This window comes from Microbispora sp. NBRC 16548, from assembly GCF_030268985.1.
Lineage (GTDB): Bacteria > Actinomycetota > Actinomycetes > Streptosporangiales > Streptosporangiaceae > Microbispora > Microbispora catharanthi.
Map to the genome: position 1 here is coordinate 195,386 of NZ_BSSF01000002.1, position 25,809 is coordinate 221,194.

The 25,809-nt window shown below is 73.1% G+C and carries 24 protein-coding genes and 1 pseudogene; 16 read left to right on the forward strand and 9 right to left on the reverse strand.

The genetic code is table 11. From position 1 onward, the window contains the following. Positions 1-80 precede the first annotated feature (80 nt). The 5 genes from QSK36_RS05375 to QSK36_RS05395 are packed head-to-tail and all read left to right on the forward strand — an operon-like array spanning position 81 to position 5,726. Positions 81-1,619: an ABC transporter ATP-binding protein gene (locus QSK36_RS05375; protein WP_139573519.1), complete on the forward strand. Its 1,539-nt coding sequence runs from the start codon at positions 81-83 to the stop codon at positions 1,617-1,619. Continuing rightward, positions 1,616-2,746 carry an ABC transporter permease gene (locus QSK36_RS05380; RefSeq protein WP_285781534.1) on the forward strand — a complete coding sequence of 377 codons (1,131 nt, stop codon included), beginning with the start codon at positions 1,616-1,618 and terminating at the stop codon, positions 2,744-2,746. Before QSK36_RS05375 ends, QSK36_RS05380 begins: the two co-directional genes overlap by 4 nt. A gap of 28 nt (positions 2,747-2,774) precedes the next feature. After that, positions 2,775-4,046 carry an ABC transporter permease gene (locus QSK36_RS05385; RefSeq protein ID WP_285781535.1) on the forward strand — a complete coding sequence of 424 codons (1,272 nt, stop codon included), beginning with the start codon at positions 2,775-2,777 and terminating at the stop codon, positions 4,044-4,046. Next, complete coding sequence (locus QSK36_RS05390) at positions 4,043-4,432, forward strand: cytidine deaminase (RefSeq protein ID WP_183534485.1); 390 nt, start codon at positions 4,043-4,045, stop codon at positions 4,430-4,432. Before QSK36_RS05385 ends, QSK36_RS05390 begins: the two co-directional genes overlap by 4 nt. Before the next feature lie 10 nt (positions 4,433-4,442). Continuing rightward, positions 4,443-5,726, forward strand: a complete 1,284-nt coding sequence (locus tag QSK36_RS05395; RefSeq protein ID WP_285781536.1) for a thymidine phosphorylase — start codon at positions 4,443-4,445, stop codon at positions 5,724-5,726. A 17-nt stretch (positions 5,727-5,743) separates the two neighbouring features. On the opposite strand, the gene QSK36_RS05400 is transcribed toward QSK36_RS05395, so the two are convergent. The 3 genes from QSK36_RS05400 to QSK36_RS05410 are packed head-to-tail and all read right to left on the reverse strand — an operon-like array spanning position 5,744 to position 7,992. Beyond that, entirely contained in the window at positions 5,744-6,376 is a 633-nt protein-coding gene (locus tag QSK36_RS05400; RefSeq protein ID WP_285781537.1) for a LysE family transporter, read from the reverse strand. Positions 6,377-6,435: 59 nt separating this feature from the next. Then, on the reverse strand, positions 6,436-6,981 hold the full coding sequence (locus QSK36_RS05405) for a helix-turn-helix domain-containing protein (RefSeq protein ID WP_285781538.1): 546 nt from the start codon (positions 6,979-6,981) through the stop codon (positions 6,436-6,438). A 30-nt stretch (positions 6,982-7,011) separates the two neighbouring features. Beyond that, the gene (locus QSK36_RS05410; protein WP_285781539.1) at positions 7,012-7,992 is read right to left on the reverse strand and encodes an ArsR/SmtB family transcription factor; all 981 of its coding nucleotides are present in this window, start codon (positions 7,990-7,992) and stop codon (positions 7,012-7,014) included. 58 nt (positions 7,993-8,050) lie between these two features. On the opposite strand from QSK36_RS05410, the gene QSK36_RS05415 reads away from it, so the two are divergent. Together QSK36_RS05415 and QSK36_RS05420 are read left to right on the forward strand one after the other, a co-directional pair. After that, positions 8,051-9,253, forward strand: coding sequence for an MFS transporter (locus QSK36_RS05415; protein ID WP_285781540.1), 1,203 nt, complete (start codon positions 8,051-8,053; stop codon positions 9,251-9,253). Between the two features lie 72 nt (positions 9,254-9,325). Further along, complete coding sequence (locus QSK36_RS05420; protein ID WP_285781541.1) at positions 9,326-10,144, forward strand: VOC family protein; 819 nt, start codon at positions 9,326-9,328, stop codon at positions 10,142-10,144. A gap of 19 nt (positions 10,145-10,163) precedes the next feature. Here QSK36_RS05420 and QSK36_RS05425 read toward each other — a convergent pair whose 3' ends face one another. Together QSK36_RS05425 and QSK36_RS43435 are read right to left on the reverse strand one after the other, a co-directional pair. After that, positions 10,164-10,454, reverse strand: a complete 291-nt coding sequence (locus QSK36_RS05425) for a sensor histidine kinase (RefSeq protein ID WP_285781542.1) — start codon at positions 10,452-10,454, stop codon at positions 10,164-10,166. A 76-nt stretch (positions 10,455-10,530) separates the two neighbouring features. Next, positions 10,531-10,581, reverse strand: a pseudogene (locus tag QSK36_RS43435) (hypothetical protein); the annotation flags it as partial. Between QSK36_RS43435 and QSK36_RS05430 the strand changes: the two are divergent. Then, positions 10,564-11,190 (forward strand): hypothetical protein, encoded by a 627-nt coding sequence (locus QSK36_RS05430; protein WP_285781543.1) that lies wholly within the window; start codon positions 10,564-10,566, stop codon positions 11,188-11,190. The pseudogene QSK36_RS43435 and the gene QSK36_RS05430 sit on opposite strands and share 18 nt — an antisense overlap. A 236-nt stretch (positions 11,191-11,426) precedes the next feature. Here the strand turns inward: QSK36_RS05430 and QSK36_RS05435 are convergent, their stop codons facing one another. Beyond that, entirely contained in the window at positions 11,427-11,885 is a 459-nt protein-coding gene (locus QSK36_RS05435; RefSeq protein WP_182898612.1) for a MarR family winged helix-turn-helix transcriptional regulator, read from the reverse strand. A gap of 103 nt (positions 11,886-11,988) precedes the next feature. Here QSK36_RS05435 and QSK36_RS05440 point away from each other — a divergent pair, with 103 nt between their 5' ends. Beyond that, positions 11,989-13,407, forward strand: a complete 1,419-nt coding sequence (locus QSK36_RS05440; protein ID WP_225897810.1) for an MFS transporter — start codon at positions 11,989-11,991, stop codon at positions 13,405-13,407. Positions 13,408-13,541: 134 nt separating this feature from the next. Here QSK36_RS05440 and QSK36_RS05445 read toward each other — a convergent pair whose 3' ends face one another. Beyond that, entirely contained in the window at positions 13,542-14,420 is an 879-nt protein-coding gene (locus QSK36_RS05445; protein ID WP_285781544.1) for a GNAT family N-acetyltransferase, read from the reverse strand. Positions 14,421-14,551: 131 nt separating this feature from the next. Between QSK36_RS05445 and QSK36_RS05450 the strand changes: the two genes are divergently transcribed. The 4 genes from QSK36_RS05450 (at position 14,552) to QSK36_RS05465 (ending at position 18,832) form a co-directional block, all read left to right on the forward strand. Beyond that, positions 14,552-14,905, forward strand: a complete 354-nt coding sequence (locus QSK36_RS05450) for a cupin domain-containing protein (RefSeq protein ID WP_285781545.1) — start codon at positions 14,552-14,554, stop codon at positions 14,903-14,905. Positions 14,906-14,956: 51 nt separating this feature from the next. Further along, positions 14,957-16,045: an adenosine deaminase gene (locus QSK36_RS05455; RefSeq protein WP_285781546.1), complete on the forward strand. Its 1,089-nt coding sequence runs from the start codon at positions 14,957-14,959 to the stop codon at positions 16,043-16,045. Next, positions 16,042-16,623 carry a PH domain-containing protein gene (locus QSK36_RS05460; RefSeq protein ID WP_285781547.1) on the forward strand — a complete coding sequence of 194 codons (582 nt, stop codon included), beginning with the start codon at positions 16,042-16,044 and terminating at the stop codon, positions 16,621-16,623. Before QSK36_RS05455 ends, QSK36_RS05460 begins: the two co-directional genes overlap by 4 nt. A 67-nt stretch (positions 16,624-16,690) precedes the next feature. Continuing rightward, positions 16,691-18,832 (forward strand): sensor histidine kinase, encoded by a 2,142-nt coding sequence (locus tag QSK36_RS05465; RefSeq protein ID WP_285781548.1) that lies wholly within the window; start codon positions 16,691-16,693, stop codon positions 18,830-18,832. Here QSK36_RS05465 and QSK36_RS05470 read toward each other — a convergent pair. Continuing rightward, positions 18,829-19,437: a response regulator transcription factor gene (locus QSK36_RS05470; protein WP_285781549.1), complete on the reverse strand. Its 609-nt coding sequence runs from the start codon at positions 19,435-19,437 to the stop codon at positions 18,829-18,831. The genes QSK36_RS05465 and QSK36_RS05470 overlap by 4 nt on opposite strands. A 98-nt stretch (positions 19,438-19,535) precedes the next feature. Between QSK36_RS05470 and QSK36_RS05475 the strand changes: the two genes are divergently transcribed. Genes QSK36_RS05475 through QSK36_RS05485 form a run of 3 tightly spaced genes read left to right on the forward strand, consistent with a single transcriptional unit; the run spans position 19,536 to position 24,167 of the window. Continuing rightward, the gene (locus QSK36_RS05475; protein WP_285781550.1) at positions 19,536-20,270 is read left to right on the forward strand and encodes an ABC transporter ATP-binding protein; all 735 of its coding nucleotides are present in this window, start codon (positions 19,536-19,538) and stop codon (positions 20,268-20,270) included. Further along, the gene (locus QSK36_RS05480; protein WP_285781551.1) at positions 20,267-22,675 is read left to right on the forward strand and encodes an FtsX-like permease family protein; all 2,409 of its coding nucleotides are present in this window, start codon (positions 20,267-20,269) and stop codon (positions 22,673-22,675) included. Before QSK36_RS05475 ends, QSK36_RS05480 begins: the two co-directional genes overlap by 4 nt. Positions 22,676-22,715: 40 nt before the next feature. Further along, complete coding sequence (locus QSK36_RS05485; RefSeq protein ID WP_285781552.1) at positions 22,716-24,167, forward strand: alpha/beta hydrolase; 1,452 nt, start codon at positions 22,716-22,718, stop codon at positions 24,165-24,167. 6 nt (positions 24,168-24,173) lie between these two features. Here the strand turns inward: QSK36_RS05485 and QSK36_RS05490 are convergent, their stop codons facing one another. Continuing rightward, positions 24,174-25,808, reverse strand: coding sequence for a phospho-sugar mutase (locus tag QSK36_RS05490; protein WP_285781553.1), 1,635 nt, complete (start codon positions 25,806-25,808; stop codon positions 24,174-24,176). Position 25,809: the final 1 nt, after the last annotated feature.

Here is a 25,809-nt window from a genome sequence, read left to right on the forward strand (position 1 = left end):
GAGCCACCCGCCCCGGGCCCTTTGCTCTACTCTCACTATCACTTGACCGTCACCGGGCACTCCGCGAGGAGGAGGCCGACATTACCGCCGCGACCGTTACGGAACCCGCAGTAGAACTCACCGGGATCACCAAGAGGTTCCCGGGAGTCGTCGCCAACAGCGACATCCACCTCCGCGTCGCCAAAGGGCACATCCACGCCCTCGTCGGCGAGAACGGCGCGGGGAAGTCCACGCTGATGAAGATCCTGTACGGGATGCAGCGCCCCGACGAGGGCGAGATCCGCGTCAACGGGTCGCCCGTGGGCTTCCACACCCCCGCCGACGCCATCTCCGCGGGCATCGGCATGGTCCACCAGCACTTCATGCTGGCCGACAACCTGACCGTGCTGGAGAACGTGGTTCTGGGCAGCGAGCCGCGCCGGGGCGGCCTCGCCCTCGACTTCGCCGCCGCGCGTAAGAAGATCAAGGAGATCTCCGACGCGTACGGCCTGGGCGTACGGCCGGACGTGCCGGTCGAGGACCTGGGGGTCGGCGACCGGCAGCGGGTGGAGATCCTGAAGGTGCTCTATCGGGGCGCCCGCATCCTGATCCTGGACGAGCCGACCGCCGTGCTCGTGCCCCACGAGGTGGACGAGCTGTTCGACAACCTGCGCGGCCTGGTCCGCGAGGGGCTGACGATCCTGTTCATCTCCCACAAGCTGGACGAGGTCCTGCGAGTCGCCGACGAGATCACCGTCATCCGGCGCGGGACCACCGTGGCGACCGTGAACCCCAAGGACGTGACCTCCCGCAAGCTCGCGGAGCTCATGGTCGGCAGCGAGCTGCCCAGCCCAGAGACCCGCGAGTCGACCGTCACCGACGTCGTCGCCCTGTCCGTACGCGACCTGACCGTGCGCACCGGTGACGGGCGTCCGGTGGTCGAGAACGTGAGCTTCGACATCCACAAGGGCGAGGTGCTCGGCATCGCGGGCGTCGAGGGCAACGGCCAGGCGGAACTCGTCGAAGCGATCATGGGCATGCGCCCCTGCGAGGCGGGGGCGCTCACGCTCGGCGGCGCCGACATCTCCCACTGGTCGACGCTCAGGCGGCGCGCGGGCGGCATCGGCTACATCCCCGAGGACCGCCACCGGCACGGGCTGCTGCTGGAGTCGCCGCTCTGGGAGAACCGCATCCTCGGCCACCAGACCCGCCGGCCCAACGTCAAGGGCCCGTGGATCGACCGCGCCGGCGCGCGGGCCGACACCCGGCGCATCGTCGAGGAGTACGACGTGCGCACCCCCGGCATCGACGTGGACGCGGCCACGCTGTCCGGCGGCAACCAGCAGAAGCTGATCGTCGGGCGGGAGATGAGCGGCGACCCCGTGCTGCTCATCGCCAGCCACCCCACCCGCGGCGTGGACATCGGCGCCCAGGCGGCCATCTGGGACCACCTGCGCACCGCGCGCGCCGCCGGGCTGGCCGTGCTGCTGATCTCCGCGGACCTCGACGAGCTGATCGGGCTGTCCGACACACTCAAGGTGATCCTGCGCGGCAGGATCGTCGCCGACGTCGATCCCGCGAACGTGACCCCCGAGCAACTGGGCTCGGCGATGACCGGCGCCGGGGAGGAGACGGTATGAACGGGTTCCTCGACCGGGTGCTCGGCCGGGTGCGGCTGGGCGGCTGGCTCGCCGTCGCCGCGCCGGTCATCGCGGTCGTCTTCGCGATCCTGATCACCTCGGTGGTCCTGCTCGTGGCGGGCAAGGCGCCCGTGGAGGCGTTCACCACCCTCGCGGACTACGGCACCCAGCCGCGGTCGATGGCCATGATCCTCAACACGGGGGTCATGTACTACATCTCCGCGCTCGCGGTGGCCGTCGGCTTCCGGATGAACCTCTTCAACATCGGCGTGGACGGTCAGTACCGGCTCGCGGCCGTGGTCGCCGCCGGGCTCGGCGGCGCCGCCGTGGTGCCCGGCGTGCTCAACATCGTCCTCGTGATCGTCGTCGCGGTGGTCGTCGGCGCCCTGTGGGCCGCGATCGCCGGCCTGCTCCGGGTGTACCGGGGCGTGAGCGAGGTCATCTCGACCATCATGCTGAACGCGATCGCCACCGGCCTCGGGTCATGGCTGGTCAGCGAGCACTTCGGCGTGCTGACCGGCAACGATCTCGGCACCAGGCCCATCCCCGACGACGCGCACATGCCGGGCATCCCGCTCATCGCCGGCACGCCGGTGCTGGTCAACGGGTTCATCGTGGTGGCGGTCCTGCTCGGCGTCGCGTACTGGGTCGTGCTCAACCGCACCCGGTTCGGCTTCGAGCTGCGGGCGACCGGCAAGTCCGAGTCCGCGGCGGTGGCCAGCGGTGTCAGCGTGAAGAGGATGATCGTCGTCACGATGGTCATGTCGGGGGCGGTCGCCGGTCTGATCGGCATGCCGGAGCTGCTCGGCGCCTCCTACAAGTACAGCAACAACTTCCCGGCCGGCCTCGGCTTCACGGGCATCGCGATCGCCCTGCTCGGCCGCAACAACCCGGTCGGCATGGCGGTCGGCGCGCTGCTGTGGAGCTTCCTGGACAACTCGTCCAACCAGCTTCAGCTGCTCGACATCTCCAAGGAGATCGTCCAGATCATGCAGGGCGTCGTCGTGCTCTCCGTGATCATCGCGTACGAGCTGGTCCACCGCTATCGGATCGTCGCGGAGCAGCGCAGGGTCAGCCGCGAGCTCGCCGCGCCACAGGAGGCGCCGAAGGCGGAGGCGGCGGCATGACAGGGCCGGACGGAATCGAGGAGACGGCATGACGGCGACGGACCTCCCGGTCGACCGCCCGGTCGAGACGCCGCAGGCGCGGCGCTTCCGGCTGTCGGCGCCGGTGCTCCTGCTCGGCCTGGCCGGGCTCGTGGTGCTGCTGTCGATCGCGCGGCTGGTGACCGGGGCGAACGACATCACCTCGGCGGGCACGGTCAGCGCCGCCCTCGGCCTCGCCGTGCCGATCGGGCTCGCCGGTCTCGGCGGCCTCTGGTCGGAACGGGCCGGCGTGGTCAACATCGGCCTCGAAGGCATGATGGTGCTCGGCACCTGGTTCGGGGCCTGGGGCGCCCTCCAGTTCCACAGCCCCTGGGCGGGCGTGGTCGCCGGCGCCGTCGGCGGGGCGCTGGGCGCGGCGATCCACGCCGTCGCGACCGTGACCTTCGGCGTCGACCACATCATCTCCGGCGTGGCGATCAACATCGTCGGCGTCGGCTTCACCCAGTACCTGTCCCAGCTCGTCTTCGACGGCATGCCGGGCGGCGGGACGAAGAACTCGCCGCCGCTGCCCAAGATGGGCACGGTGAGCCTGGGCTTCCTCGACGACCCGCTGCGGACCGTCGAGGCCAAGCACTGGTTCGTCCTGTCGGACTTCGCGGGCGTGCTGCGGGGCATCACCCAGGGCGTGTCCTGGTTCACGATCCTGGCGATCCTGCTGGTCCCGCTGTCGTTCTACGTCCTGTGGCGCACGCCGTTCGGCCTGCGCCTGAGGGCGTGCGGCGAGCGTCCGGTCGCGGCGGAGTCGCTGGGCGTCAACGTCTACCTGTACAAGTGGGCCGCCGTGATCGTCTCCGGCGTGCTCGCCGGGCTCGGCGGCGCGTTCCTGTCGCTGGTGGCCGCGGGAATCTACCGTGACGGGCAGACGGGCGGACGCGGCTACATCGGCCTCGCCGCCATGATCTTCGGCAACTGGCGTCCCGGCGGGCTCGCCGGTGGCGCGGCGCTGTTCGGCTACACCGACGCGCTCCAGCTCCGGCAGGGCGGCATCTCGGTGCACGCGCTGCTGCTCGTCGTCGCTCTGCTGCTCGTCGCCGTGGCGGTCTACCAGCTCGTGCGGCAGCGGCGCGGGGGCGCGGCACTGATCACCGGGGTGGTGGCGATCGCGGTGTTCGTGGTGTTCGCCGTGACGGACACGGTGCCGGAGCAGTTCACCTCGTTCACCCCCCACCTGACCACGCTGCTGGTGCTGTCGCTGGCCTCACAACGCCTGCGCATGCCGGCGGCCGACGGCGTCCCGTATCGAAGGGGGCAGGCGAAATGAGCATCGACTGGGAGGCGCTGCGGGTCGCGGCCCGCGAGGCCATGACTCACGCGTACGCGCCGTATTCGAAGTTTCCCGTAGGAGCCGCGGCGCTCGTCGACGACGGCCGGGTCGTGACCGGCTGCAACGTGGAGAACGCGTCGTACGGCGTGGGGTTGTGCGCCGAGTGCGGGCTGGTCTCGGCGCTGTACGCGAGCGGCGGCGGCAGGCTGGTGGCCTTCACCTGCGTGGACGGCCACGGCGAGCTGCTGATGCCGTGCGGCCGCTGCCGTCAGCTGCTGTTCGAACACGGCGGCGCCGAGCTGCTGGTGGAGACGCCCGACGGGCCGATGCGGATGGCCGATTTCCTGCCGTTCGCCTTCGGGCCCGACGATCTGTCGCGATAGAGGGGGAAGTGTGGGGTTCGACGCGATCGAGGTCATCACCGTCAAGCGCGACCGGGGTGAGCTGTCGACCGCCCAGATCGACTGGGTGATCGGCGCGCACACGCGGGGCGAGGTGGCCGACGAGCAGATGTCGGCGCTGCTGATGGCGATCCTGCTCAACGGCATGAACCGCAGGGAGATCGCGGACTGGACCCAGGCCATGATCAGGTCGGGGGAGCGGATGGACTGGTCCTCCCTCGACCGGCCCACGGCCGACAAGCACTCCACCGGCGGGGTCGGCGACAAGATCACTTTGCCGCTGGCTCCGCTGGTCGCCGCCTGCGGCGCGTACGTGCCGCAGCTGTCCGGGCGGGGTCTCGGGCACACCGGCGGCACGCTGGACAAGCTGGAGTCGATCCCCGGCTGGCGGGCGTCGCTGTCGAACGACGAGATGCTCGCCGTGATCCGCTCGGCCGGAGCGGTCGTCTGCGCGGCGGGCGCGGGCCTCGCGCCCGCCGACAAGAAGCTCTACGCGCTGCGCGACGTCACCGGCACGGTCGAGTCGATCCCGCTGATCGCCTCCTCGATCATGTCCAAGAAGATCGCCGAGGGCACGGGGTCGCTCGTGCTCGACGTGAAGGCCGGCTCCGGCGCGTTCATGAAGAACGTGGACGACGCCCGGGAGCTGGCGCGGACGATGGTCGAGCTCGGCACCGACGCCGGGGTGCGCACGGTCGCCCTGCTGACCGCGATGGACCGGCCGCTGGGCCTGAAGGTGGGCAACGCGCTGGAGGTCGAGGAGGCCGTCGAGGTGCTCGCCGGTGGCGGCCCCGCCGACGTGGTCGAACTCACCGTACGGCTGGCCAGGGAGATGCTGGAGGCCGCCGCCGTCCCGGGCGCCAGGGACCCCGAGGAGGCGCTGAAGGACGGCTCGGCGATGGACGCCTGGCGGCGAATGATCGTCGCCCAGGGCGGCGACCCGGACGCGCCGCTGCCGACGGCCGCCGAGTCGGCCGTGGTCGTCGCCCCCGCCTCGGGCACGCTGCGCACGCTCGACGCGCTCAAGGTCGGCGTGGCCGCCTGGCGGCTCGGGGCCGGACGGGCCCGCAAGGAGGACCCGGTGTCGGCCGGCGCGGGCATCGTCCTGCACGCCAAGCCCGGTGAGACGGTCCGCGCCGGGGCCCCGCTGATGACCCTGTACGCCGACGAGGCCGCCAGGTTCGACCGGGCCCTCCAGGCTCTGGAGGGCGCGTACGAGATCGGCGAGGACGGCCTCGACCTGCTCCCGCTGGTGATCGACCGCCTCACCGCCTGAGGTCGGGAGGGATCGGCTCAGCGGGTGATCAGCAGCGCGCCCATGCCGACGAACAGGCCGCCGGTGAGCATGTCGAGCCTCTTCCGCAGCCGCCGGTAGCCCCTGGTGATCCACGGGCTGCCGGCCAGGAAGGCGACGGCGGAGAACCAGGCGAACGCCACTGCCAGCATCGCGCCGAGCGTGACCGCCCGCATGGCGAGGTCCGTACGGTGCGGGAGCAGGCTGGCGAACAGGGCGCCGAAGAAGACGAGGGCCTTGGGGTTGGCGAGGTTGGTCAGCAGCCCGGCGCGCCACTCGCGCAGCCTGCCCGGACCGTGCGCGGCGACGACCGGCGCCGCGTCGTCGCCGTCCGGGGACGACTGCTTGCGAGCGGCGCGGATGGTCGCCACGCCGAACGCGACGAGGAACAGCGCGCCGGCGACGCGGGCGGCGATGTAGAGCCACTCGAACCGCTGGACGAGCACGGTGACGCCGAACAGACCGGCGACCGCCCACACGCCGATGCCGGTGACGACGCCCGCGGCCGCGCGTACGCCGCTGCGCCGCGACCCGCCGGCCGAGTGTCTGAGCACGATGAGGAAGTCGGGACCCGGGCTCATCACCACCAGGATCCAGACGCCGAGCAGGGGAAACAACGGCAACCACGACATGGGCGGGTCCTTCCTGGACGGGCTCGGCGGGGAGGCAGGGGAGGCAGCGGAGGCAGGGCTCAGCCGGCCACGGGCGAGGCGATGACGACCGTGACGTCCGCCGGGGCGTCGCCGGTGCGGTAGCGGTGCGGGCGGTCGCCCGCGAAGGCCAGCAGGTCGCCCGGCCCGAGGAGACGCGGGTCGTCGTCCGGGCCGGCCGTGACCTCGCCCGAGGCGACAAACAGGTGCTCGACGGTGCCGGGCGCGTGCGGGATGCCGTCGAGGTCGGTGTGCGGGGGGACGCGCAGCCGCCACAGCTCCAGGCTGTGCCCGCTGCCGATCCGGCGCAGCAGTTCGCGTGTCGGGCCGTCGGCGGCCGCGGGCGTCGAGGGCAGGTGGACGGGACCGGTGTCGGTGTCCCTGGTCAGCAGGTCGGTCAGGGGGATGTGCAGCGCCAGGGCGACGGCTTCCAGCGTCTCGATCGTCGGATTGCCGGTGCCCGCCTCCAGGCCGGACAGCGTCGCCTTGCCGAGACCGGCCCGGCGGGCGAGCTCGGCCGCGCTCATCCCGCGCTGCGCCCGGCGCAGCCGGATCTGGGCGCCGATCGCCGCGGCCGCCCCGCTCATGAAGGCATCTTCAACGGAACCATATGTTCACTATAGCGAACGATACTCCGCGTCGCTCGCCGCGAGGGCGTCGCCGAGGGGCGTGCGGTAGTACAGGACCGACCGCCCGGCCCGGCGGCGCCGTACGAGACCGGCGTCGAGGAGCACCTTGAGGTGGCGGCCCACCGATCCCAGCCCCTGGCCGGTCAGCGCCACGAGATGGGTCGTGCTCTTCGGCGCGGAGAGCAGCACGAGCACCCGCGCCCGCGCCGGGCCGAGCAGCCTGCCGAGCGTCTCGGGCGCCGGCGCCCGGTCCGGCTCGGCCAGCGTTCCCGAGCAGGGGTAGACCAGGGCGTAGTGCCGGCCCGCCGTCCAGGCGGTCCACGCCTGGCGGGGAGTGACCGGGACGAACATCAGCCTCGCCCCGCCGATCTGCCTCGGCGGGTAGTCGTAGGTGTTGATCTGCAACCGGTTGCCGCCGAGCCAGCGCATCCCCTTGCGCATGTCGTTCAGCGCGGCGGCCCAGCCGCCCTGGCTGACATGGCCCACGCGGGCGACGATGTCGGCCTCCATGATCCGCCGACGGCGCGGCCAGTCGGGCAGCACAGTTCGCGTCCACACCCACTCCAGCAGGCCGGCCGCGCGTTCGGGCAGGTCGGGACGGCGCAGCGACTCCGGCAACGGGCCGCGCAGCGCCACCTCGATGTCGGCGTGCGCGGTCTCGGGCGGGGTCGCGCGGACGCGGGCCAGTTCCTCCTCGAAGGCGGGCTCGCCCTCGCCGGTCGGAGCGGGCGTGAGGAAGTCGGCGGTCCAGTTGCGTCCCCGCGCGGCCCTGAGCAGCAGCGCCGTGATCGGGTCGCCGGCCAGGCGGGACCGGTAGGCGGGCAGGTGGGTGTCGAGCCATGCCCGCTCGCCCGGATGCGCGGCCGACGCCCTCTCCAGGGTGAACAGGCAGGCGGTGGCCTCGGCCAGCGGGGAGATCACGAACCGGCTCTCCGCGAGAGTGTCGGCGTTGACCAGCCACCAGCCCATGTTTCGCCTCCCCGCGAAACAATAACGGCGGAGTGCGGCGGTGATCGAGGCTCCCGTCATGCGCACATATCGACAACTGTTTCGCACCCCCGAGTTCACGCCCCTGTTCACCGTCGCGTCCGCGCAGGTGGCGGCTTCGACGGTGAGCGGCCTGGCGCTCGGCACGCTCGTGTACGGGGCGACGGGGTCGCCGCTGCTGTCGGCCCTGAGCATGTTCGGCTCGTCCTTCGCGCAGGTGCTCGGGGCGACGGTGCTGCTGTCGGCCGCCGACCGGCTGCCCCCGCGCGCCGCGATGGCGGCGCTGGCGCTGGTCCACTGCGCCGGCACGGCCGCGCTCGCCGTGCCCGGGCTGCCGCTGTGGGCGGTGTTCGCGGTCGTCCTCGGCATGGGGCTCGCCGCCTCCCTCGGCGGCGGAGTCCGGTTCGGGCTGCTCAACGAGATCCTGCCCAGGGACGGCTACCTGCTCGGCCGCTCGGTGCTCAGCATGTCGGTCGGCGTGCAGCAGATCATCGGCTTCGTCACCGGAGGCGTGCTCGTGACCGCGCTGTCCCCGCGTGGCACCCTGCTCGCGGGGGCGGGGTTGTATCTCGCCGCCGCGGCCGTCGCCCGGTGGGGGCTCACGGCCCGTCCGCCCCGCGCGCAGGGACGGCCCTCGCCCGCGGAGACGTGGCGGATCAACCGCGCGCTCTGGTCGTCCGGGTCGCGCCGCCGCCTCTACCTGGCTCTGTGGGTGCCGAACGGCCTGATCGTCGGCTGCGAGTCGCTGTACGTCGCCTACGACTCCCGGCACGCCGGGCCGCTGTTCGCCTGTGCCGCCGCAGGGATGCTCGCCGGTGACACGCTGATGGGGCGGTTCGTCCCCAGGCGGTGGCGCGAGCGGCTGAGCGCTCCGCTGCGGCTGCTGCTCGCCGTGCCCTACCTGGTCTTCCTCTTCCACCCGTCCCTGCCGGTCGCGGTCGCCGCCGTCGTGCTCGCCTCGGCCGGATATTCGGCCAGCCTCCTGCTCCAGGAACGCCTCATGGCTGTCACCCCGGAGGAGATGAGCGGGCAGGCGCTCGGGCTGCAGTCGTCCGGCGTGCTCACCATGCAGGGGGTCGGCGCGGCGGTCGCGGGGGCAGTGGCCCAGTTCACCTCGGCCGCGGCCGCCATGGGTGTGATGGCGGTGGCCTCCGTCGCGGTCACCCTCGCGCTGGCGCCCGGGCTGCGGGCCGACGAGGCCGCGCAGGCCCGCTCCTGCGCGCCTGCCGGGAGGGCGGCGTGATCGGCCGTACGGGACGGTGTGCCAGGGTGGTCCTGCCGTGCCGGACCGGCCGGACGCGCAGAGGGGAGAGCCATGTCCGATCACCGGGGCATCCGGCATGTCGCGCTCGGCGTCGCCGACCTGGGCCGCTCGCTCGACTTCTACCGTGACCTGCTGGATCTCGCCCCCGCCGAGGGGCCGGCGGGAAGTCCGGGTGTCGCCTGGCTGGCGGCGGGGCCCGTGCTGCTCAAACTGGTCGAGACGGGCGACGGCGATCTCGGCGGCTGGGTGAACGACGACCTCCAGCGCGGCATCCGGCACATCGGCTTCAAGGTCGGCGACGTCGATCTGCGGGCCGAGCGCGTCCGCGACGCCGGGGTGCCCTTCACACTGCCGCCGCTCGACGCGGTCGGCGGCGTGCGCATCGCGTTCTTCCAGGACCCGGACGGCACCCATCTGGAGATCACGGACAACTATCTGCGGTATCACCGGGTCGCCTCGCCGGAACTGGCCGAGCGGGAACGGCTGGCCGCCCTGAGCAGGCCGCGTACGGCGCCGCCGGTCTTCGACCACGTGGCGGTCACGTCCGCCGACCTCGATGTCGCGCTGGCCTTCTACCGGGACACGCTCGGCTACGAGGTCGTCGGCCAGATAACGCAGGACCAGGACCCGCGAGGCTTCCTGATCACATACCTGCTGGCCGGGGACGCGGTCCTGGAGGTGTTCACGTTCACCGCCCCCACGACCGCGAGCCCGTGGACCCCCGACCCGTGGCGGCGGGGGTTCCGGCATGTCGCCATCGCCGCCGAGGACCCGGAGGAGGCGGCCCTGCGGCTGACGGAGGCGGGCGCGAGGGTGGCGCAGAACGATGTGCTGGTGGACGCGGACGGCGTGCCCCTCGTGATCGTCTGACCCCGCCGCCTTCCCGTGGTCAGACGTGGTGCCGGGTGTCGACCGGCAGCGGGAGCAGGGCCTCGACCACGGTTCCGCCGCCGGGCCGGGAGGTGATCGCGCAGGTGCCGCCGAGTTCGGCCGCACGCTCGCGCATGGAGACCGTCCCGACTCCGGCACGTGCCGTCGAGGGCAGCCCGGCGCCGTCGTCGCTGATCCGGACCCGCAACGTGCCGGTCCGTGTCACCTCCACCTCCGCCGCGCCGGCGCGGGCGTGCCTGCGGACGTTGGTGAGCGCCTCCTGGACGATGCGGTAGACGGCCGTCTCCACGGTGGACGGCAGGCCGGCCAGGTCGCGCGGCCTGCGCCGAGTCCCGCAGCGTGATCCTGGCCATGTTGATCGTCATGGCCATGGTGCTCAGCGTCTGTCCGAGGCCGTCGTGCAGGTCGCGGCGGATCCGCCGGCGTTCCTCCTCCCGTGCGGCCAGGACGCGCTCACGCGAGCGCCGCAGATCGGCGGACACCCGCACCGCGTGCGCCGCGTCCGCGGCGTAGGGGGCGAGCGCGGCCAGCACCCGGTCGTGTGCGAGAGCGAACCGGCGCGGTCCCCGCGAGCCGACGAGGAGGCTGCCCACCAGCTCGCCGTGCCAGACGAGCGGGATCCGCCGGGGATCGGCGCCGACGTCGCCGCTCTCCAGACGGCCGGGCAGCCCGTCGGTGACCTCCACGGCCACGCCGGTGACGCCCAGATTGTCGCGGAGTGCGGTGACCACGGACGCCAGCGCCTCGGCCGGTCCCGCCTGGCGCAGCCGGTCGACGAGCCCTTCGGCGAGGAACCGGGGATCGCCCGCGCCGCCGTACGGCGTGCGCTGCGCCCGCCGCCGCAGCGCACGCCACAGGCGGGGGAGGAGACTGCCGGACAGCCCGGCGGCCAGCACGCCCACGAGCCCGGCGGCGCCGGCGCCGACCAGGTCGAGACCGGTGACCGGCGAGGCGGCCGTAGCGGGGACGAGCATGCCGGCAGGTGCGGTCGCGACGGCCGGCGCCGCCAGGTCGATCACTGCTGAGGCCCACATGGCCTGTGCGGGGTGGGGGACGACGAGCTCACGACGGGTACTCCTCGGTGGCCGGCGGACCATCCGCCGCCTACCGAGAACGATGACGGAGCTCTGTCCCGGTCCGCATGAGCCCGCCGTCCCCTTTCGGCATGGCAGTTGTCCCGTCCGGATGGGACACGGCCCGCATGGGGCACCGCGGGGCGGGCGCGTCCTGCCCGCTCACGTGCCGTGGGCGGCGCCCCCGATCAGAGGGGGCGTGGCGCCTCGTCCGGGACGGGCGGCGCGTAACCGGCGTTCACGAGGTGGGGGAACAGGTGCGCGGACAGGACGGCCCGATGGGTGGGGGTCGCCTCCGCGTGCCGTCGCCGGCCCTCCTCGGTGACGTGCACGAACACCCCGCGCCGGTCCGCCTCGCACAGCGCGCGGGCGACCAGTCCCTCGCGTTCCAGGCGGGCGATGAGGCGCGACAGAGCACTCTGGCTCAGGTGGACCTGGTGGGCGAGCTCTTGCACCCGGAACTTGACCGTCCCCGGCTCCGCGCAGGAGAACTGGCCCTCCACGAGGCGCTCCAGCACCTCGAACTCGCTCACGCCGAGCCCGTGCTTGTCGCTCAGCTCCCGCTCCAGCGCGCACGACACTTCCGCGTGCCGGGCGAGCAGTTCGCGCCAGGCCATGACCACGAAGCCGGTGTCGATGTCGTTCATGCGAGACCGCCTTTCTCGGCGCGACCATACCATGCGTGCGCATTAGATGCAAAGGCATTAATTGCTTGTGCATTGAATGCATGTGCATGTAAGTTCCCGTGCCATGACTTCCTCCACTCGGGACGAGCGCTGGGGGGCCCGCCTGTGGGGTGCCCTCACCGTCCTTTGCGCCGTCGTGTTCCTCGACGCCCTTGACGTGTCGATGGTCGGGGTGGCGCTCCCGTCCATCCAGGCCGATCTCGGGATGTCCACCTCATCGCTGCAGTGGGTGGTGAGCGGCTACGTGCTGGGATACGGCGGTCTGCTGCTGCTCGGGGGCCGGACCGCCGACCTGCTCGGCCGCCGCCGGGTGTTCCTGGCCGCCCTGGCCGTCTTCGCCGTCGCCTCGCTGCTCGGCGGGCTGATGAGCGACGGGACGCTGCTGATCGCGGCCCGTTTCGTGAAGGGCGTCAGCGCCGCGTTCACCGCGCCTGCCGCCTTGTCCATCATCACCACGACCTTCGCCGAGGGTCCCGCCCGCAACCGGGCCCTGAGCATCTTCACCGCCTGCGGCGCCAGCGGGTTCTCGCTCGGACTGGTCCTGTCCGGCGTGCTCACCGAGATCGGATGGCGCTGGACGTTCCTCATGCCGGTGCCCGTCGCGATCATCGCTCTGGTGGCCGGGCTGCGGCTGCTCCGGCGGGGCGAGGAGCGCGGCGAGGGCGGCCACGACCTCCTCGGCGCCGCGACCATCACCGCGGCCATGCTGCTCCTGGTCTTCGCCGTGGTGGAGGCGCCCAAGGTGAGCGTGGCGCGCACCGTGCTGTCGCTCGCGGGGGCCGCCGCCCTGATCGGCCTCTTCGTCTGGCTGGAGCGCCGGGTGCGGCACCCGTTGGTCCGGCTCGGCATCCTGCGCTCCGCGCCGCTCGCCCGGGCCAACATCGGCCTGGTCATCCTGTTCGGCTCGTACGTCGGCTTCCAGTTCGTGGCGATGCAGTACTTCCAGAACCTGCTGGGCTGGAGCGCCCTGCAGACCGCCCTCGCGTTCCTGCCGGCGGGGCTGCTGGTCGCGATCAGTTCGACCAAGATGGGCGGGTTCGCCGACCGCTTCGGCACCGCGCGCCTGATCGTGGTGGGCTCGGTGGCGCTGCTCGCGGGGTACGCGGTGTTCCTGCGGGTGGACCTCCACCCAAGCCTGCTCACGATGGTGCTGCCGGGCATGGTCCTGCTGGGCATCGCGTTCGCGCTGTCGTTCCCCTCGCTCAACATCCAGGCGACCGCCGGGGTCGGCGACGAGGAGCAGGGGCTCGCCTCGGGCCTGCTGAACACCTCCGGCCAGGTCGGCGGAGCCGTGGTGCTGGCGATCGTCACCGCCGTCCTGACCTCGGGGGCGGACGGCGGCGACCCGATCGCCCGCTTCCGCGCCGCGATCGTGGTCTCGGCCGGGTTCGCCCTCGTCGGCCTGGCCGTGGCCCTCACCGGGCTCCGGTTCCGGCGGCAGCCGGTCGAGGCACGGGAGGAGCCGGTGCTGGAGGCGGTCTGACCCGTCCGCCGGTTCCCCGCCGTCGTCGGAGGAGGGGCGTCCCGTTCGCCGGGGCGCCCCTTTCCGCCGTCCGCGTGGCCGCCGGAGCCGGCGCGGTGCGCCGGACTTCGAGGCCGCCGCCCGCCTCTGTCGGCTCAGCCGAGCGCCGACATGAACGAGGCGACGAGACGGGACCGGTCGCCGGGGAGCGCCCGCCCCCCGTGGACCATGAACGACGTCGTGGAGGACTGCGGCACGCCGCGCCCGGCGATCCACGAGATCAACTCCTGGCGGCGGTGGTCGAGGTCGATCCTGATCCGGATGTCCGCGTCCCGGGCCAGATCGGTGATGAGGGCGCGGGCGGTCTCGTCGTCCTCCGCGACGACCGGCCCGACGAACAGCCGGTCACCGCTCCGCCAGGCCGCCCCGTAGCCGGTGATCTCGCCGTCCCGCTCGGCGACCCTGACCTGCTCGGCGAAGGCGAACAGGCGGGCCAGCAGGCGCGACCGGTCGGCCCCGAAGACCTCGATGTCGAGGGCGCACAGCGCGGCCAGGTCCCGCCCGGGCTCGGCGAGCCGTGAGGCGCTCCGCCCGGGACCTGACCCGCCGTACGGGTCGTCGCCGGCGTCGAAGCGGCCGACCCGGGCCTCGATCACGCCGACCGTCTCGAAGCCGAGCTTCTCGTACAGGGGCCGGCCGTACTCCGTCGCGTACAGGAACAGGGTCGCGTCGCCGGCCTCCGCGAGGACGTGGTCCAGGAGACGGCGTCCCAGCCCTCGCCCGCCGTAGCGGGAGGCCACCAGCATCATGCCGACCGCGGCCGCCGTCTTGCCGTAGCGGGTGAGGACGACCGTCCCCGCCAGTCCGCCGCCGTCCGGGGCGTCGACGCCGAAGCCCTCGCCGTTCTCCAGCAGGAGCCGCCACTTGCGCTCCTCCCTCGGCCAGGAGCGGTCCTGCGCGAGGTCGAGGCAGTGGGGCAGGTCTGCGAGGCCGAGGCGGCGGACAGGCAGGGCGGACGGGTCTGCGGGCTTCATGGGCACCTTTCCCTCGACGGCCCTCCGACGGTAGCGCCCCCGGCGCCCCGGCCGGTGGCGGAGCGCCGCCGAAGCGTAGTGCGGATATGCGCATATGACGTTATTCCGGATCAACTGACACACTGGGCGGCATGGTCAGGAGGATCGAGGGCCCCACCCGCATCCCGGTGCCGGGCGGCAAGGTCATTGACGAGTACGTCGGCCGCGTCAACAGCGGCGACGAGCAGGTCTCCATCGCGCACATGGTGGCCCCGCCCGACTGGGAGGAGCCCGCGCAGACCCCGGAGTTCGGCGAGTACACGCTCGTGCTCAAGGGGTCGGTCGTCGTGGAGCACGCGGGCGGCACGACCGTGATCGAGGCGGGGCAGGCGTTCGTCAGCGAGCCCGGCGAGAAGATCCGCTACAGCTCCGGGCCGTCCGGCGCGGAGTACGTGGCAGTCTGCCTGCCCGCGTTCTCCCCGGACACCGCCAACCGCGAGGAGTGAGCGCGGCCAGGCTTAGGATTGCCGGAAGAACGACAGCGGCGAGGAGGGTGCATGACCAGGCTGCCCACGCTGGAGGAGATTCGCAGGGCGCCCAAGGTGCTCCTGCACGACCATCTCGACGGTGGGCTGCGGACCGGCACGATCGTCGACCTCGCCCGCGAATGCGGCCACACGCTGCCGACGTACGACCCGGGTGAGCTGGCGATCTGGTTCAGGGAGGCCGCGGACTCCGGTTCGCTGGAGCGCTACCTGGAGACGTTCTCGCACACCGTCGGAGTGATGCAGACCCGCGAGGCGCTGGTCAGGGTGGCCGCGGAGTGCGCCGAGGACCTGGCGGACGACGGCGTGATGTACGCCGAGGTCCGGTATGCCCCGGAACAGCACACCTCCCGGGGCCTGTCGCTCGACCAGGTCGTGGAGGCCGTGCTCGAAGGCTTCCGGCTCGGCTCGGCCGGGCCCGACGGCAGGCCGCGGATCCGGGTGGGCACCCTGCTGACGGCCATGCGCCACCAGGCCCGCTCGATGGAGATCGCCGAGCTCGCCGTACGCTACCGGGACCTCGGCGTGGTCGGCTTCGACATCGCCGGAGCCGAGGCCGGCTACCCGCCCACCCGGCACCTGGACGCGTTCGAGTACCTCCAGCGGGAGAACGCCCACTTCACGATCCACGCGGGGGAGGGCTTCGGGCTGCCGTCGATCTGGCAGGCCATCCAGTGGTGCGGCGCCGACCGGCTCGGCCACGGCGTGCGGATCATCGACGACATCACGGTGTCGGACGACGGCGAGGCCAAGCTCGGCAGGCTGGCGGCGTACGTCCGCGACAAGCGGATCCCGCTGGAGATGTGCCCGACCTCGAACCTGCAGACCGGGGCCGCCCCGTCGATCGCCGAGCATCCGATCGGCCTGCTGCGCCGCCTGTACTTCCGGGTGACGGTCAACACCGACAACCGGCTGATGAGCGGGACGAGCGTGTCGCAGGAGTTCGCCAAGCTGGTCGATGCCTTCGGCTACGACTGGGACGACCTGCAGTGGTTCACGGTCAACGCGATGAAGTCGGCCTTCATCCCGTTCGACGAACGGCTGGCGCTGATCAACGGCGTGATCAAAGCTGGCTACGCGCAGATGAAGTGGCGCGCATGAAGCCGCAGGTCTTCCGGTCGAAGGCGGCCTGGCTCCTCGGCTGGCTCTGGATGCTGTTCGCCGTCTGGAACGTGTGGGACCTGACCGCCCACGGCCACCTGCCCAGCGCGCTGATCGCGGGCGCGGTGCTCGGCGTCATCACGGCGCTGGTCTTCGTGATGGCGCTGCGGCCCGCCGTCGTCGTCGAGGAGGGCGGCGTCCGCGTGCGCAACGTGCTGAGGAACGCCTACGTCCCCTGGAACAGTGTGGACGACGTGTCCGTGACCAACGCCATCGTGATCGAGTCCGGGGACACCACGGTGCGCTGCTGGACGCCCCAGGCGACGGCCCGTGAGCGGGTCAGGGCCGCGGGGCGGGCCGCGAAGGCGGCCAAGTCGGCGAACCGGGCCGAGCGGGCGGCGGCCGAGGCCGTCGGCGCCCGCACCCATGCCGACTGGGTGGCCGACCAGCTCACCGAGATGAGCCGGTCCCGCCGGGAGAGCTCCTCCGGCGAGACCGGCGTCACCTGGTCGCCGTCCGCCCTGGCGGCCGTCGCCGCCGCGGTCGCCCTGGTCGTGGCCGCCTTCGTCGTCTCCTGATCACGTAGGGGGCGTGCACGGTGCCCGCGCGACGCCGGGGCGGTAATCGTTTGCCGAAGGGGTCTGAGTGCGTCTGGCGCGAGTGATCGTCGTCGTTGTGCTCGCCGCGCTCGCGAGCGTCTACGTGGTCGCGGGTGCGCCGATCGCGCTGGCGGTGTTCGGCGTGCAGGTTCTCTACCTGCTCACGCTCAGGAAGTGGTGGCTGCTCGCCGCGCAGGCCGTCCTCGTCTACACGGCGAGCGTCGCCGGCGGCGTCTCCACCGGGATCCTGGGATTCCTGGCCGGTTCGCTGCTGCTGACCCGTGCCCATCGTCATACCGCGCGCGTGCTCGCGCCGCTCGTGGTGGCGAGCGCGGCGCTGATCGACGCCGCCCGCGGCGGGGCGACGGCCGACGCGACGATCACCGTGGTGCTGGTCTCACTGGTCGTCTTCGGCCTCACCCGGCTCGTGGAACGCGCGGGCGAGATGCACGCCGCCCGGCTCTCGCTGGCCGCCGCGGCCGTGGCCGCCGAGCGGCTGCGCCTGGCGGCCGAGCTCAACGACGGCCTCGGGCGGAGCCTGGAGGTGATCGTCGAGGGCGGCCGCCGCGCGCTCGCGGAGCCGGACGGCGCGGCCGAGGTGCTGGCCTCGGTGACCGCCACCGCACGTGCGGCACTGACCGACGCCCGCGCCGCCTCAGCGAACTACCGCGCCACCTCCCTCGCTCCCGAGCTGGTCACGGCGCGGGCCATGCTCGACGCCGCGGGAATCGCCGTCGAGGTGCGCGGCGGCCACACCGAGCCGCTCGGTCCCGGCGGGGCGCTGCTGGCGAGCGTGCTGCGCGAGGCCGTCACCGACGTCGTACGGCGGGGCACCGCCCGGCTGTGCGTCATCGAGACGAGCGAGCAGGGAGACGAGCAGGGGGACAGGGTGCGGCTGCGGGTCGTCGACGACGGCCACCGCACCGCCGAGGGCCCCGACTTCGACGGCCTCCGGCTGGAGGAGGCGGGCGGCACCCTCACCACCGGTCTGTCCCCCTCCGGACGCTTCGTGGTGGAGGCGACGCTTCCCCGGGGCCCTTCCGTCGAGGCGGCGCCCGGCGAGACGGGCTCCGGCGACGCCCGCGCTTCCGAACCCCCGGCGGACCGAAGGCGGCGACGGCCCCTGCCGAGGCTCGCCAACGAGGCGTCGTACGCGGTGTCGGTCACGGTGCTCGCGGCCGTCCTCGTGGGCTTCAGCGTCAAGGCGCTGCTCCAGCTCTCCGGCGCTCTCGTGATCCCGGCCGCGGCGTGCCTCGCCGTGATCGTCGTCATGCAGCTCCGCTCCGTCAACGGGCGTCACATGGCGGCGCTCACCGTGATGGCGGTGCTCACGTACGCCCCCATCCCGCTCTTCGGACCCGTCTGGCTCGGAGCGGCGGGCTTCCTCGCCGGGCCGGTCCTGCTCGCGTTCCCATGGCGGGTGGCGTGGCCGATGGCGGCGGCGATCGTGGCGAGCGTCGCCGGGGCCGGGATGCTGTTCGGCCTGCCCGCCCCCGTCCTCGCCAACAGCACGGTCAGCGCGCTCGTCACCGGGCTGGTGGTCTACGCCCTGCTCCGCCTGGCCCAGATCGTGAAGGAGCTCCAGGCCGCGAGGGAGAGCCTGGCCCGCTCCGCGATCGTCGAGGAGCGCCTGCGTGCCGCCCGCGACCTGCACGACCTGCTCGGGCACTCCCTGGCCGCGATCCTTCTCACCTGTGAGCTGGCCCGCCGCCTCAAGTGCCCGCAGGAGCGTATCGAGGAGATCGTCGCCATGGCGGAGGGGGCGCGGGCGGACCTGCGCTCGGTGTCGGGCGAGCAGCGGGAGCTGTCCCTGGCGGCCGAGGTGGAGTCGGCGCGCACGGTGCTGTCGGCCGCCGGGATCCGGGTGACCGTGGAGCCGGTCGAGCCGAACCTGCCCGCCGAGGTCGAGACCGTGCTGGGCACCGTGCTCAGGGAGGCCGTGACGAACGTGCTCAGGCACAGCGAGGCCCGCCACTGCGCGATCACGATGCGCGCCGACGAGAGCGGGCTGCGGCTGCGGGTGCGCAACGACGGGGTGAGCGCGGGAAAGACGCGGCGGGGGTCGTCCGGCATCGGCAACCTGACCACCCGCCTCGCCGCCCTGGACGGGCGGCTGACCTCGCACGTCGACGGCGACCGATTCACGCTGGACGCCTGCGTGCCGCACCGCGCGCCGGTGCCCGCCTAGATCCAGCCGGCCTCGGTGGCGATGCGCACGGCGTCGGTCCGGTTGCGGGCGTTGAGCTTGGTGACGATCACGGTGAGGTAGTTGCGCACGGTGCCCGCGGCCAGGTGGAGCCGCGCGGCGATGTCCGTGGCGTCGGCGCCGGAGGCGGCCAGGCGGAGCACGTCCGCCTCGCGCGGGGTGAGCGGGTTGTCCGCCAGGTCCCAGGCGGTGACCGCGAGCGAGGGGTCGAGCACGCGCTCGCCGGCCGCGATCTTGCGGATGGCGGCCACGAGTTCGTCCGGCGGCGCCGTCTTCAGCACGTATCCGGCCACACCGGCGCCGAGGGCGCGGCGCAGGTGCCCCGGCTTGCCGTACGCGGTCAGCATCAGAGCGCGGCAGGCGGGCAGGCGCGTGCGGAGCTCGGCGGCGGCCGCCAGGCCGTCCAGCCTCCCGGGCATGTCGATGTCGAGGACGGCGACGTCGGGGCGGTGGACCAGCGCGGCGGCCAGGGCGGCCTCTCCGGACTCCACGGTCGCGACGACTTCCAGGTCCTCCTCCAGCCCGAGCAGGGCGGCGAGGGCGCTCCTGATGACGTGCTGGTCCTCGGCAAGGAGTACGCGAATCACGCGCATATGTCTACCAGTGTCCGGATCATGAGGACGTCATGGGCAGGAGGTGAAGCCGTCTCTGGGCCGCATGTCCGCTGGTCGGCAGGCTTGAGCACATGACAGAGGTGCTTCGCCTTGACGCGGTGAGCAAGGTGTATGGAAAGGGACAGGGCGCGGTGGCCGCCCTGCGTGAGGTGTCGGTGAACATCCCGGGCGGGAGCTTCACCGCTGTGATGGGACCGTCGGGTTCGGGCAAGAGCACGTTCCTGCACTGCGCGGCGGGGCTGGACACGCCCTCCTCCGGCTCGGTGTGGCTTGGCGGCACGGAGCTGTCCGGCATGGACGAGACCAGGTTGACGGAGCTGCGCAGGCAGCGGATCGGCTTCGTGTTCCAGGCGTTCAACCTGGTCTCGTCCCTGACCGTGCTGGAGAACATCACGCTGCCGATGCGGCTGGCCGGGGCACGGGTCGACCGGGCGTGGCTTGATGAGATCGTCGGGCGCGTGGGGCTCGCGGGCCGCACCGGGCACCGCCCCGCCCAGCTGTCCGGCGGGCAGCAGCAGCGGGTGGCCATCGCCAGGGCGCTGGTGACCCGGCCGCAGGTGGTCTTCGGCGACGAGCCGACCGGCGCGCTCGACACGATGACGGCCCGTGACGTGCTCCGGCTGCTGCGGGAGGTGGTGGAAAGCCTCGGCCAGACCGTCGTGATGGTCACCCACGACCCGGTGGCCGCCTCCTACGCCGACACCGTCCTGTTCCTCGCCGACGGCCGGATCGTGGACGCGATGGCCGCGCCGAGCTCCGAGAAGGTCGCCGAGCGCATGACGAGGCTGGGGGCGTACGCGGCATGATCACCGGACTCGCACTGAAGACCCTGCGGCACCGCAGGGCGGCGTTCGCGGGGGCGTTCGTGGCGCTGGTGTGCGCCGCCGCGCTGGTCTGCGCGTGCCTGATGCTGCTGGAGACCGGCCTGCGGGGCGGGGTCGCGCCGGAGCGCTACGCGGCGGCGCCGCTGATCGTCGCCGGCGACCAGAACGTCCACGAGACCGTGACCAAGTCCTCCGGGAAGGTCAAGACGAAGGCCAAGCCGCTCTCGGAGCGGGTCTGGATCCCCGCGGCGGCGGCCGCGAGGCTGCGCGGCCTGCCGGGCGTCTCGAAGGTGCTGACCGAGGTGACCTTCCCCGTCAACGGACACGCACTCGGGCACGGGTGGGAGTCGGCGGGGCTCACGCCGTTCGCCGTCGCGCAGGGACGCCCGCCGCGTGAGGACCACGAGGTGGTCGTGGACGCCCGCTCCGGCCTGTCCGTGGGCGCGGCCCTGCACGTGCGGGGCGAGGCGTACCGGGTCGTGGGGGTCACCGCGCAGGCCCTGCCGAGCCAGGACACGGTGTTCTTCACGACGTCCGAGGCCCGCCGGCTGGCCGGACGCCCGGGCCTGGTGACCGCGATCGGCGTGTTCCCCAGGGCGGGGATGCCGGTGGATGTGTCGTCGGTGCTCTCCACAGGAGAGCGCCTCGTGGCCTACACCGGGGACGAGCGCGGCACGGTGGAGTTCCTCGACGCGGAGCAGGCCCGGGTGCGGCTGATCAGCCTCGGTGGCGCGCTGGGCGGCACGTCCCTGCTGGTGGCGATCCTCGTCGTGACCGGCACCGCCGCCCTCGCGGTCCAGCAGCGACGGCGCGAGATCGCCCTCCTCCGCGCGGTCGCCGCCACGCCCGGGCAGGTGCGCAGGCTGCTGGGCGGCGAGTCGCTGCTGGTCGGCCTCGCGGCCGGCGTCATCGGTTCGGCGGCCGGCATCGCCCTCGGGTTCTGGCTGCGCGGCCGGTTCGTCGAGCTGGGCGCCATGCCGGAGAACCTGCGCCTGGTGGTCAGCCCGTTCCCGGCGGCGGCCGCCCTGCTGGCCGCCGTGGCGGCGGCCTGGGCCGCGACCCGCCTCTCGGTCCGCCGGACCGCGCGGATCCGTCCCGTCGAGGCGTTGGGCGAGGCCGCCATGGGCGAGAGCCGCCTGCCCCTCGGCCGGTCGATCGCGGGCGTCCTCTGCGTCGCCGGCGGGATCGTGCTGACGCTGGTGCTGTCGGGACTCGAGACCGAGGCGGCGTCGAGTCCCGTGACGATGCTGACCGCGCTCGTCTGGACGGTGGCCGTCACCCTGCTCGGGCCGGTGCTCGCCCGCGCCGCGACCGCCCTGCTCGGCATCGCGCTGCGTGCCTCCCGCGCCGGATACCTGGCGGCGCGCAACCTGCGGACGGGCCCGGGACGGATGGCCTCCGTGATGGCGCCGCTGACCCTGCTGGTGGCCATGACCTGCACCATCCTGTTCACCCAGACCACGATGGGGCACGCGTCGGCCGCGCAGGCCGCCGCCGGCACCCACGCCGACTACGTGGTGAGCGGCGCGACGGCGGACGCGGTGCGCCGCGTGCCGGGCGTGAAGGCGGTCACCTCGGTGGTGCGCACCTCCGTGCGCATCGGGCTGGACAAGTACGGCGCGCAGGGCGTCGACGGCGGCGAGCGGCCGATCGGGCAGGCCGTGGACCTCGGAGTCGTGTCCGGCTCGCTCGACGGGTTCGGCGCCGGGTCGGCCGCGCTGAGCGAGTCGGCGGCATCCAGGCTCGGGCTGTCGGTCGGCAAGGCGCTCAAGCTCACCCTGGGCGACGGGACCCCGGCGGAGCTGAAGGTCGCGGCGATCTACTCCCGCGGCCTCGGCTTCGGCGACCTGACCCTGCCGTACGCGCTGGTGGCCGGTCATGTCGACGATCCCTCGGGCACCCTGCTCGTCGAGGCCCCCTCGGTCTCGCGTGCGGCCCTGGCCGCCGTGGCACCGCTGGTGTCGCCGGCGGAGGGGACCGGGACGCGGACGCCGAACGCCGAGGTCAACTATGTGGCCATGGGCCTGATCATCGCGTTCAGCGCGATCGCCGTGGTCAACACGCTGGCCATGTCCACCACGGACCGATCGGGGGAGCTGGCCCTGCTCCGCCTGGTCGGCGCGACCCGGCGGCAGGTGCTGCGCATGCTCCGCCTGGAGACCCTGACCGCGCTGATCGTCTCCGTGCTCGCCGGGACCGGCATCGCGCTGATCACTCTGTCTGCCTTCAGCAGGGGGATGACCGGGTCGGCCCTGCCGTACGTCCCCCCGGCCGGCTACGCGCTGGTGATCGCCGCCGTGGCCGCGCTCGCCCTGGTCGCCACCAGCCTCCCCGCGCGTCTCGCCCTGCGCGCCCGCCCGGCCGAGACCATCGGCGCCCGCCAGTGACCGGCCGCCGCACCCCCACACGAATCGAAAGCCGAGAATCATGAACCGCATCGCCTCGATCGGCGCAGCCGCCCTGATCTCCCTCACCGCTACCCCGGTCACGGCTCACGCCGCCACGACCTGGACCTCATGCGGCACCGCCGCCGGGCTGGACCCCCGCCAGGAGTGCACGACGCTTCAGGTCCCTCTCACGTACGGCAAGCCGGGCGGCACGGTCTCCCTGGCCGTCTCCCGGATCCGTACGGCGCGGCCGGGACTGCGCAGGGGCGTGTTGCTGCTCATCCCCGGAGGACCGGGCAGCCCGGGCCTGAGCAGGCCGAGCACGATGGCGAAGCGGCTGCCGAGCGCCGTGCTCGACCGTTACGACCTGGTCGGCTTCGACCCGCGGGGCGTCGGCCAGAGCTCGCCCGTCTCCTGCGGGCTCGCGCACGACGACCTGGCGTCCAGCCGGCTCAAGCCCTACCCCTCGGCCGGCGGTGACATCGGGGAGAACGTCGCGTACGCCCGCAGGTTCGCCGAGGCCTGCGCCCGCAACGGCGGCCCCGTGCTGCGCAGCATCAGCACGCGCAACGAGGCCAGGGACATCGACGCCATCCGCCGGGCCCTCGGGGAGGACCGCCTGTCCTACTGGGGCGTCTCCTACGGCACGTACGCCGGGGCCGTCTACGCCACGATGTTCCCCGGCCGGACCGACCGGGTGATCCTCGACAGCAACGACGATCCCGACCCGCACAAGGTCGCCCGCGGCTGGCTGGCCAACTACTCGGTGGGCGTCGAGGACCGCTTCCCCGACTTCGCGGCCTGGGCCGCCGCCCGTGACGACGAGTACGGCCTGGGGACTGACGCCGCGGCGGTCCGCCGCACCTTCCTGGACCTCGCCGAGCGCCTGGACCGCGCCCCGATTCCGTGGTCCGGCGCCAATCCGCCGCGGCTCGACGGCGCGGTCCTGCGGGAGACCATGCTGAACGCGCTGTACTCCGATACCGGGTTCCCCACCCTGGCCGGGCTCATGCGGGCGGGCCTCGGCTCGGCTCCCCTCCCCGAGCCCTCCACCGCGCCGGACGCGGCGCTGCAGAACGCCGCGGCCTCGGTGGCCGCGACGATCTGCAACGACGTCGAGTGGCCGAGCTCGGCCGACCTGCACCGGCGGCTGGTGGCCCGCGACCGGGCGGCTCACCCGCTCACGGGCGGCATGCCGGTGAACATCGGTCCCTGCGCCTACTGGCCCTACCGGCCGGCGGAGGCGCCGGTGCGGGTCACGTCGCAGGGACCGTCCAACGTGCTGCTCGTGCAGAACCTGCGCGACCCGGCGACGCCGTACAGCGGCGCCCTGCGGATGCGCGAGGCCTTCGGGAGCCGGGCGCGCATGGTCGCCGTCGACTCGGGCGGGCACGGGTCCTACCTGGTCAACGGCAACGCGTGTGGTGACGACACCGTCACCACGTTCCTGGTCACCGGCGATCGGCCGGCCCGGGACACGATCTGCCGGTAGGCACGCTCAAAGGCCGAGGGCGACGCCGAGGTCCTTCTTCAGGTCATCCAGGTCCTGCGCGGCCCGGGCCCGGGCGGGCGCGACGTCGTCGCCCTCGACCGGTACGACCACCTCCAGGTAGCACTTGAGCTTGGGCTCGGTGCCGCTGGGCCGGACGACGACCCGGGCGTCGCCGGACAGGCGGTAGCGCAGGCCCTCGGTGGGCGGCAGCCCCGCCACCCCCTGGGACAGGTCCTCGGCCGACTCCACCGTCCGGCCCGCCAGCTCCATCGGCGGGTGCGTACGCAGGCGCTCGATGGCCTTCGCGATCAGCGACAGGTCATCGACCCGGACGGAGAGCTGGGCGGTCGCGTGCAGGCCGTAGCGGCGGGCCTGGTCGTCCAGCAGGTCGAGCAGCGACCTGCCGTCCCGCTTGGCCGCGGCGGCCATCCCGGCCACGGTGAGGGCGGCCCCCACGCCGTCCTTGTCGTGGACCGGCGGTCCGGAGTCTGATCCCACGCTGTAGCCCAGCGCCTCCTCGTAGCCGAAGACCAGCCCCGGGCCCGTCTTCATGATCCACTTGAAGCCGGTCAGCGTCTCGGCGTGCCGCACGCCGTGACCGGCGGCGATCTTGGCGAGCAGCGACGACGACACGATCGAGGTGGCGACCAGCCGGTCGCCGCCCGAGGTGTGCCGCAGCACGTGCTCGGCCAGCAGGCCGCCCACCTCGTCGCCGGTCAGCATGCGGTAGCCGCCGCCCGGCAGCGGGGTGCCCACCGCGCAGCGGTCCGCGTCCGGGTCGTTGGCGATCACCAGGTCGGCGCGGGTCGCGGCGGCGAGTTCGAGCGCGAGGTCCATGGCGCCCGGTTCCTCCGGGTTGGGGAACGCCACGGTGGGGAAGTCTGGGTCGGGCATCGCCTGCCGGCTCACCGTGACCGGCACCTCGAAGCCCGCCACGCGGAACGCCTCGGAGACGGTCGCGCCGCCGACGCCGTGCAACGGCGTGTACGCGACCGCGATCTCGCGGGCGTCGCCGATCGGGAGCGCGGCCAGGGCCCGCAGGTACGGCACGACGATGTCGTCGTGGTCGAGGGTCTGCCAGTCCTCGCCCAGCGGGAGGGCGTCCACCCGGCCGACCGCGTCGATGGCGGCGGAGATCTCCTGGTCGATCGGCGGCACGATCTGCGCGCCGTCGCCCCAGTAGACCTTGTAGCCGTTGTCCTGGGGAGGGTTGTGCGAGGCGGTGACCATGACGCCCGCGTCCGCGCCCAGGTGGCGCACGGCGAACGCCAGGACAGGGGTGGGCCACTTGCCGGCCATGACCGAGGCGCGCAGGCCCGCCCCGGTCAGCACGCGGGCCGTGTCGGCGGCGAACACGTCGGACTTGTGCCGCCCGTCGTAGCCGACCACCACGTGGCGTCCCGGCCCGAGGACGCGGGCCAGCCCGGCGGCCGCCCGCATCACCGTGACCCGGTTCATCCGGTTCGGCCCGGCTCCCAGCGCGCCGCGCAGGCCCGCCGTGCCGAACTCCAGCTTCGCGCAGAAGCGGTCCTCCAGGGCGGCCGGATCGCCGCGTTCCAGGAGCGCGTCGAGCTCCGCCCGCGTCTCGGGGTCGGGGTCCTGGTCACGCCACTCTTCGGCGAGCCGTACGAGATCGGTCATG

Coding starts and splice junctions, on each gene's coding strand:
- QSK36_RS05485 (WP_285781552.1), top strand. CDS start 22,716: ATGAACCGCATCGCCTCGATCGGCGCAGCCGCCCTGATCTCCCTCACC.
- QSK36_RS05450 (WP_285781545.1), top strand. CDS start 14,552: ATGGTCAGGAGGATCGAGGGCCCCACCCGCATCCCGGTGCCGGGCGGC.
- QSK36_RS05445 (WP_285781544.1), bottom strand. CDS start 14,420: ATGAAGCCCGCAGACCCGTCCGCCCTGCCTGTCCGCCGCCTCGGCCTC.
- QSK36_RS05480 (WP_285781551.1), top strand. CDS start 20,267: ATGATCACCGGACTCGCACTGAAGACCCTGCGGCACCGCAGGGCGGCG.
- QSK36_RS05405 (WP_285781538.1), bottom strand. CDS start 6,981: ATGAGCGGGGCGGCCGCGGCGATCGGCGCCCAGATCCGGCTGCGCCGG.
- QSK36_RS05455 (WP_285781546.1), top strand. CDS start 14,957: ATGACCAGGCTGCCCACGCTGGAGGAGATTCGCAGGGCGCCCAAGGTG.
- QSK36_RS05380 (WP_285781534.1), top strand. CDS start 1,616: ATGAACGGGTTCCTCGACCGGGTGCTCGGCCGGGTGCGGCTGGGCGGC.
- QSK36_RS05415 (WP_285781540.1), top strand. CDS start 8,051: ATGCGCACATATCGACAACTGTTTCGCACCCCCGAGTTCACGCCCCTG.
- QSK36_RS05490 (WP_285781553.1), bottom strand. CDS start 25,808: ATGACCGATCTCGTACGGCTCGCCGAAGAGTGGCGTGACCAGGACCCC.
- QSK36_RS05440 (WP_225897810.1), top strand. CDS start 11,989: ATGACTTCCTCCACTCGGGACGAGCGCTGGGGGGCCCGCCTGTGGGGT.
- QSK36_RS05475 (WP_285781550.1), top strand. CDS start 19,536: ATGACAGAGGTGCTTCGCCTTGACGCGGTGAGCAAGGTGTATGGAAAG.
- QSK36_RS05390 (WP_183534485.1), top strand. CDS start 4,043: ATGAGCATCGACTGGGAGGCGCTGCGGGTCGCGGCCCGCGAGGCCATG.
- QSK36_RS05385 (WP_285781535.1), top strand. CDS start 2,775: ATGACGGCGACGGACCTCCCGGTCGACCGCCCGGTCGAGACGCCGCAG.
- QSK36_RS05420 (WP_285781541.1), top strand. CDS start 9,326: ATGTCCGATCACCGGGGCATCCGGCATGTCGCGCTCGGCGTCGCCGAC.
- QSK36_RS05400 (WP_285781537.1), bottom strand. CDS start 6,376: ATGTCGTGGTTGCCGTTGTTTCCCCTGCTCGGCGTCTGGATCCTGGTG.
- QSK36_RS05460 (WP_285781547.1), top strand. CDS start 16,042: ATGAAGCCGCAGGTCTTCCGGTCGAAGGCGGCCTGGCTCCTCGGCTGG.
- QSK36_RS05410 (WP_285781539.1), bottom strand. CDS start 7,992: ATGGGCTGGTGGCTGGTCAACGCCGACACTCTCGCGGAGAGCCGGTTC.
- QSK36_RS05435 (WP_182898612.1), bottom strand. CDS start 11,885: ATGAACGACATCGACACCGGCTTCGTGGTCATGGCCTGGCGCGAACTG.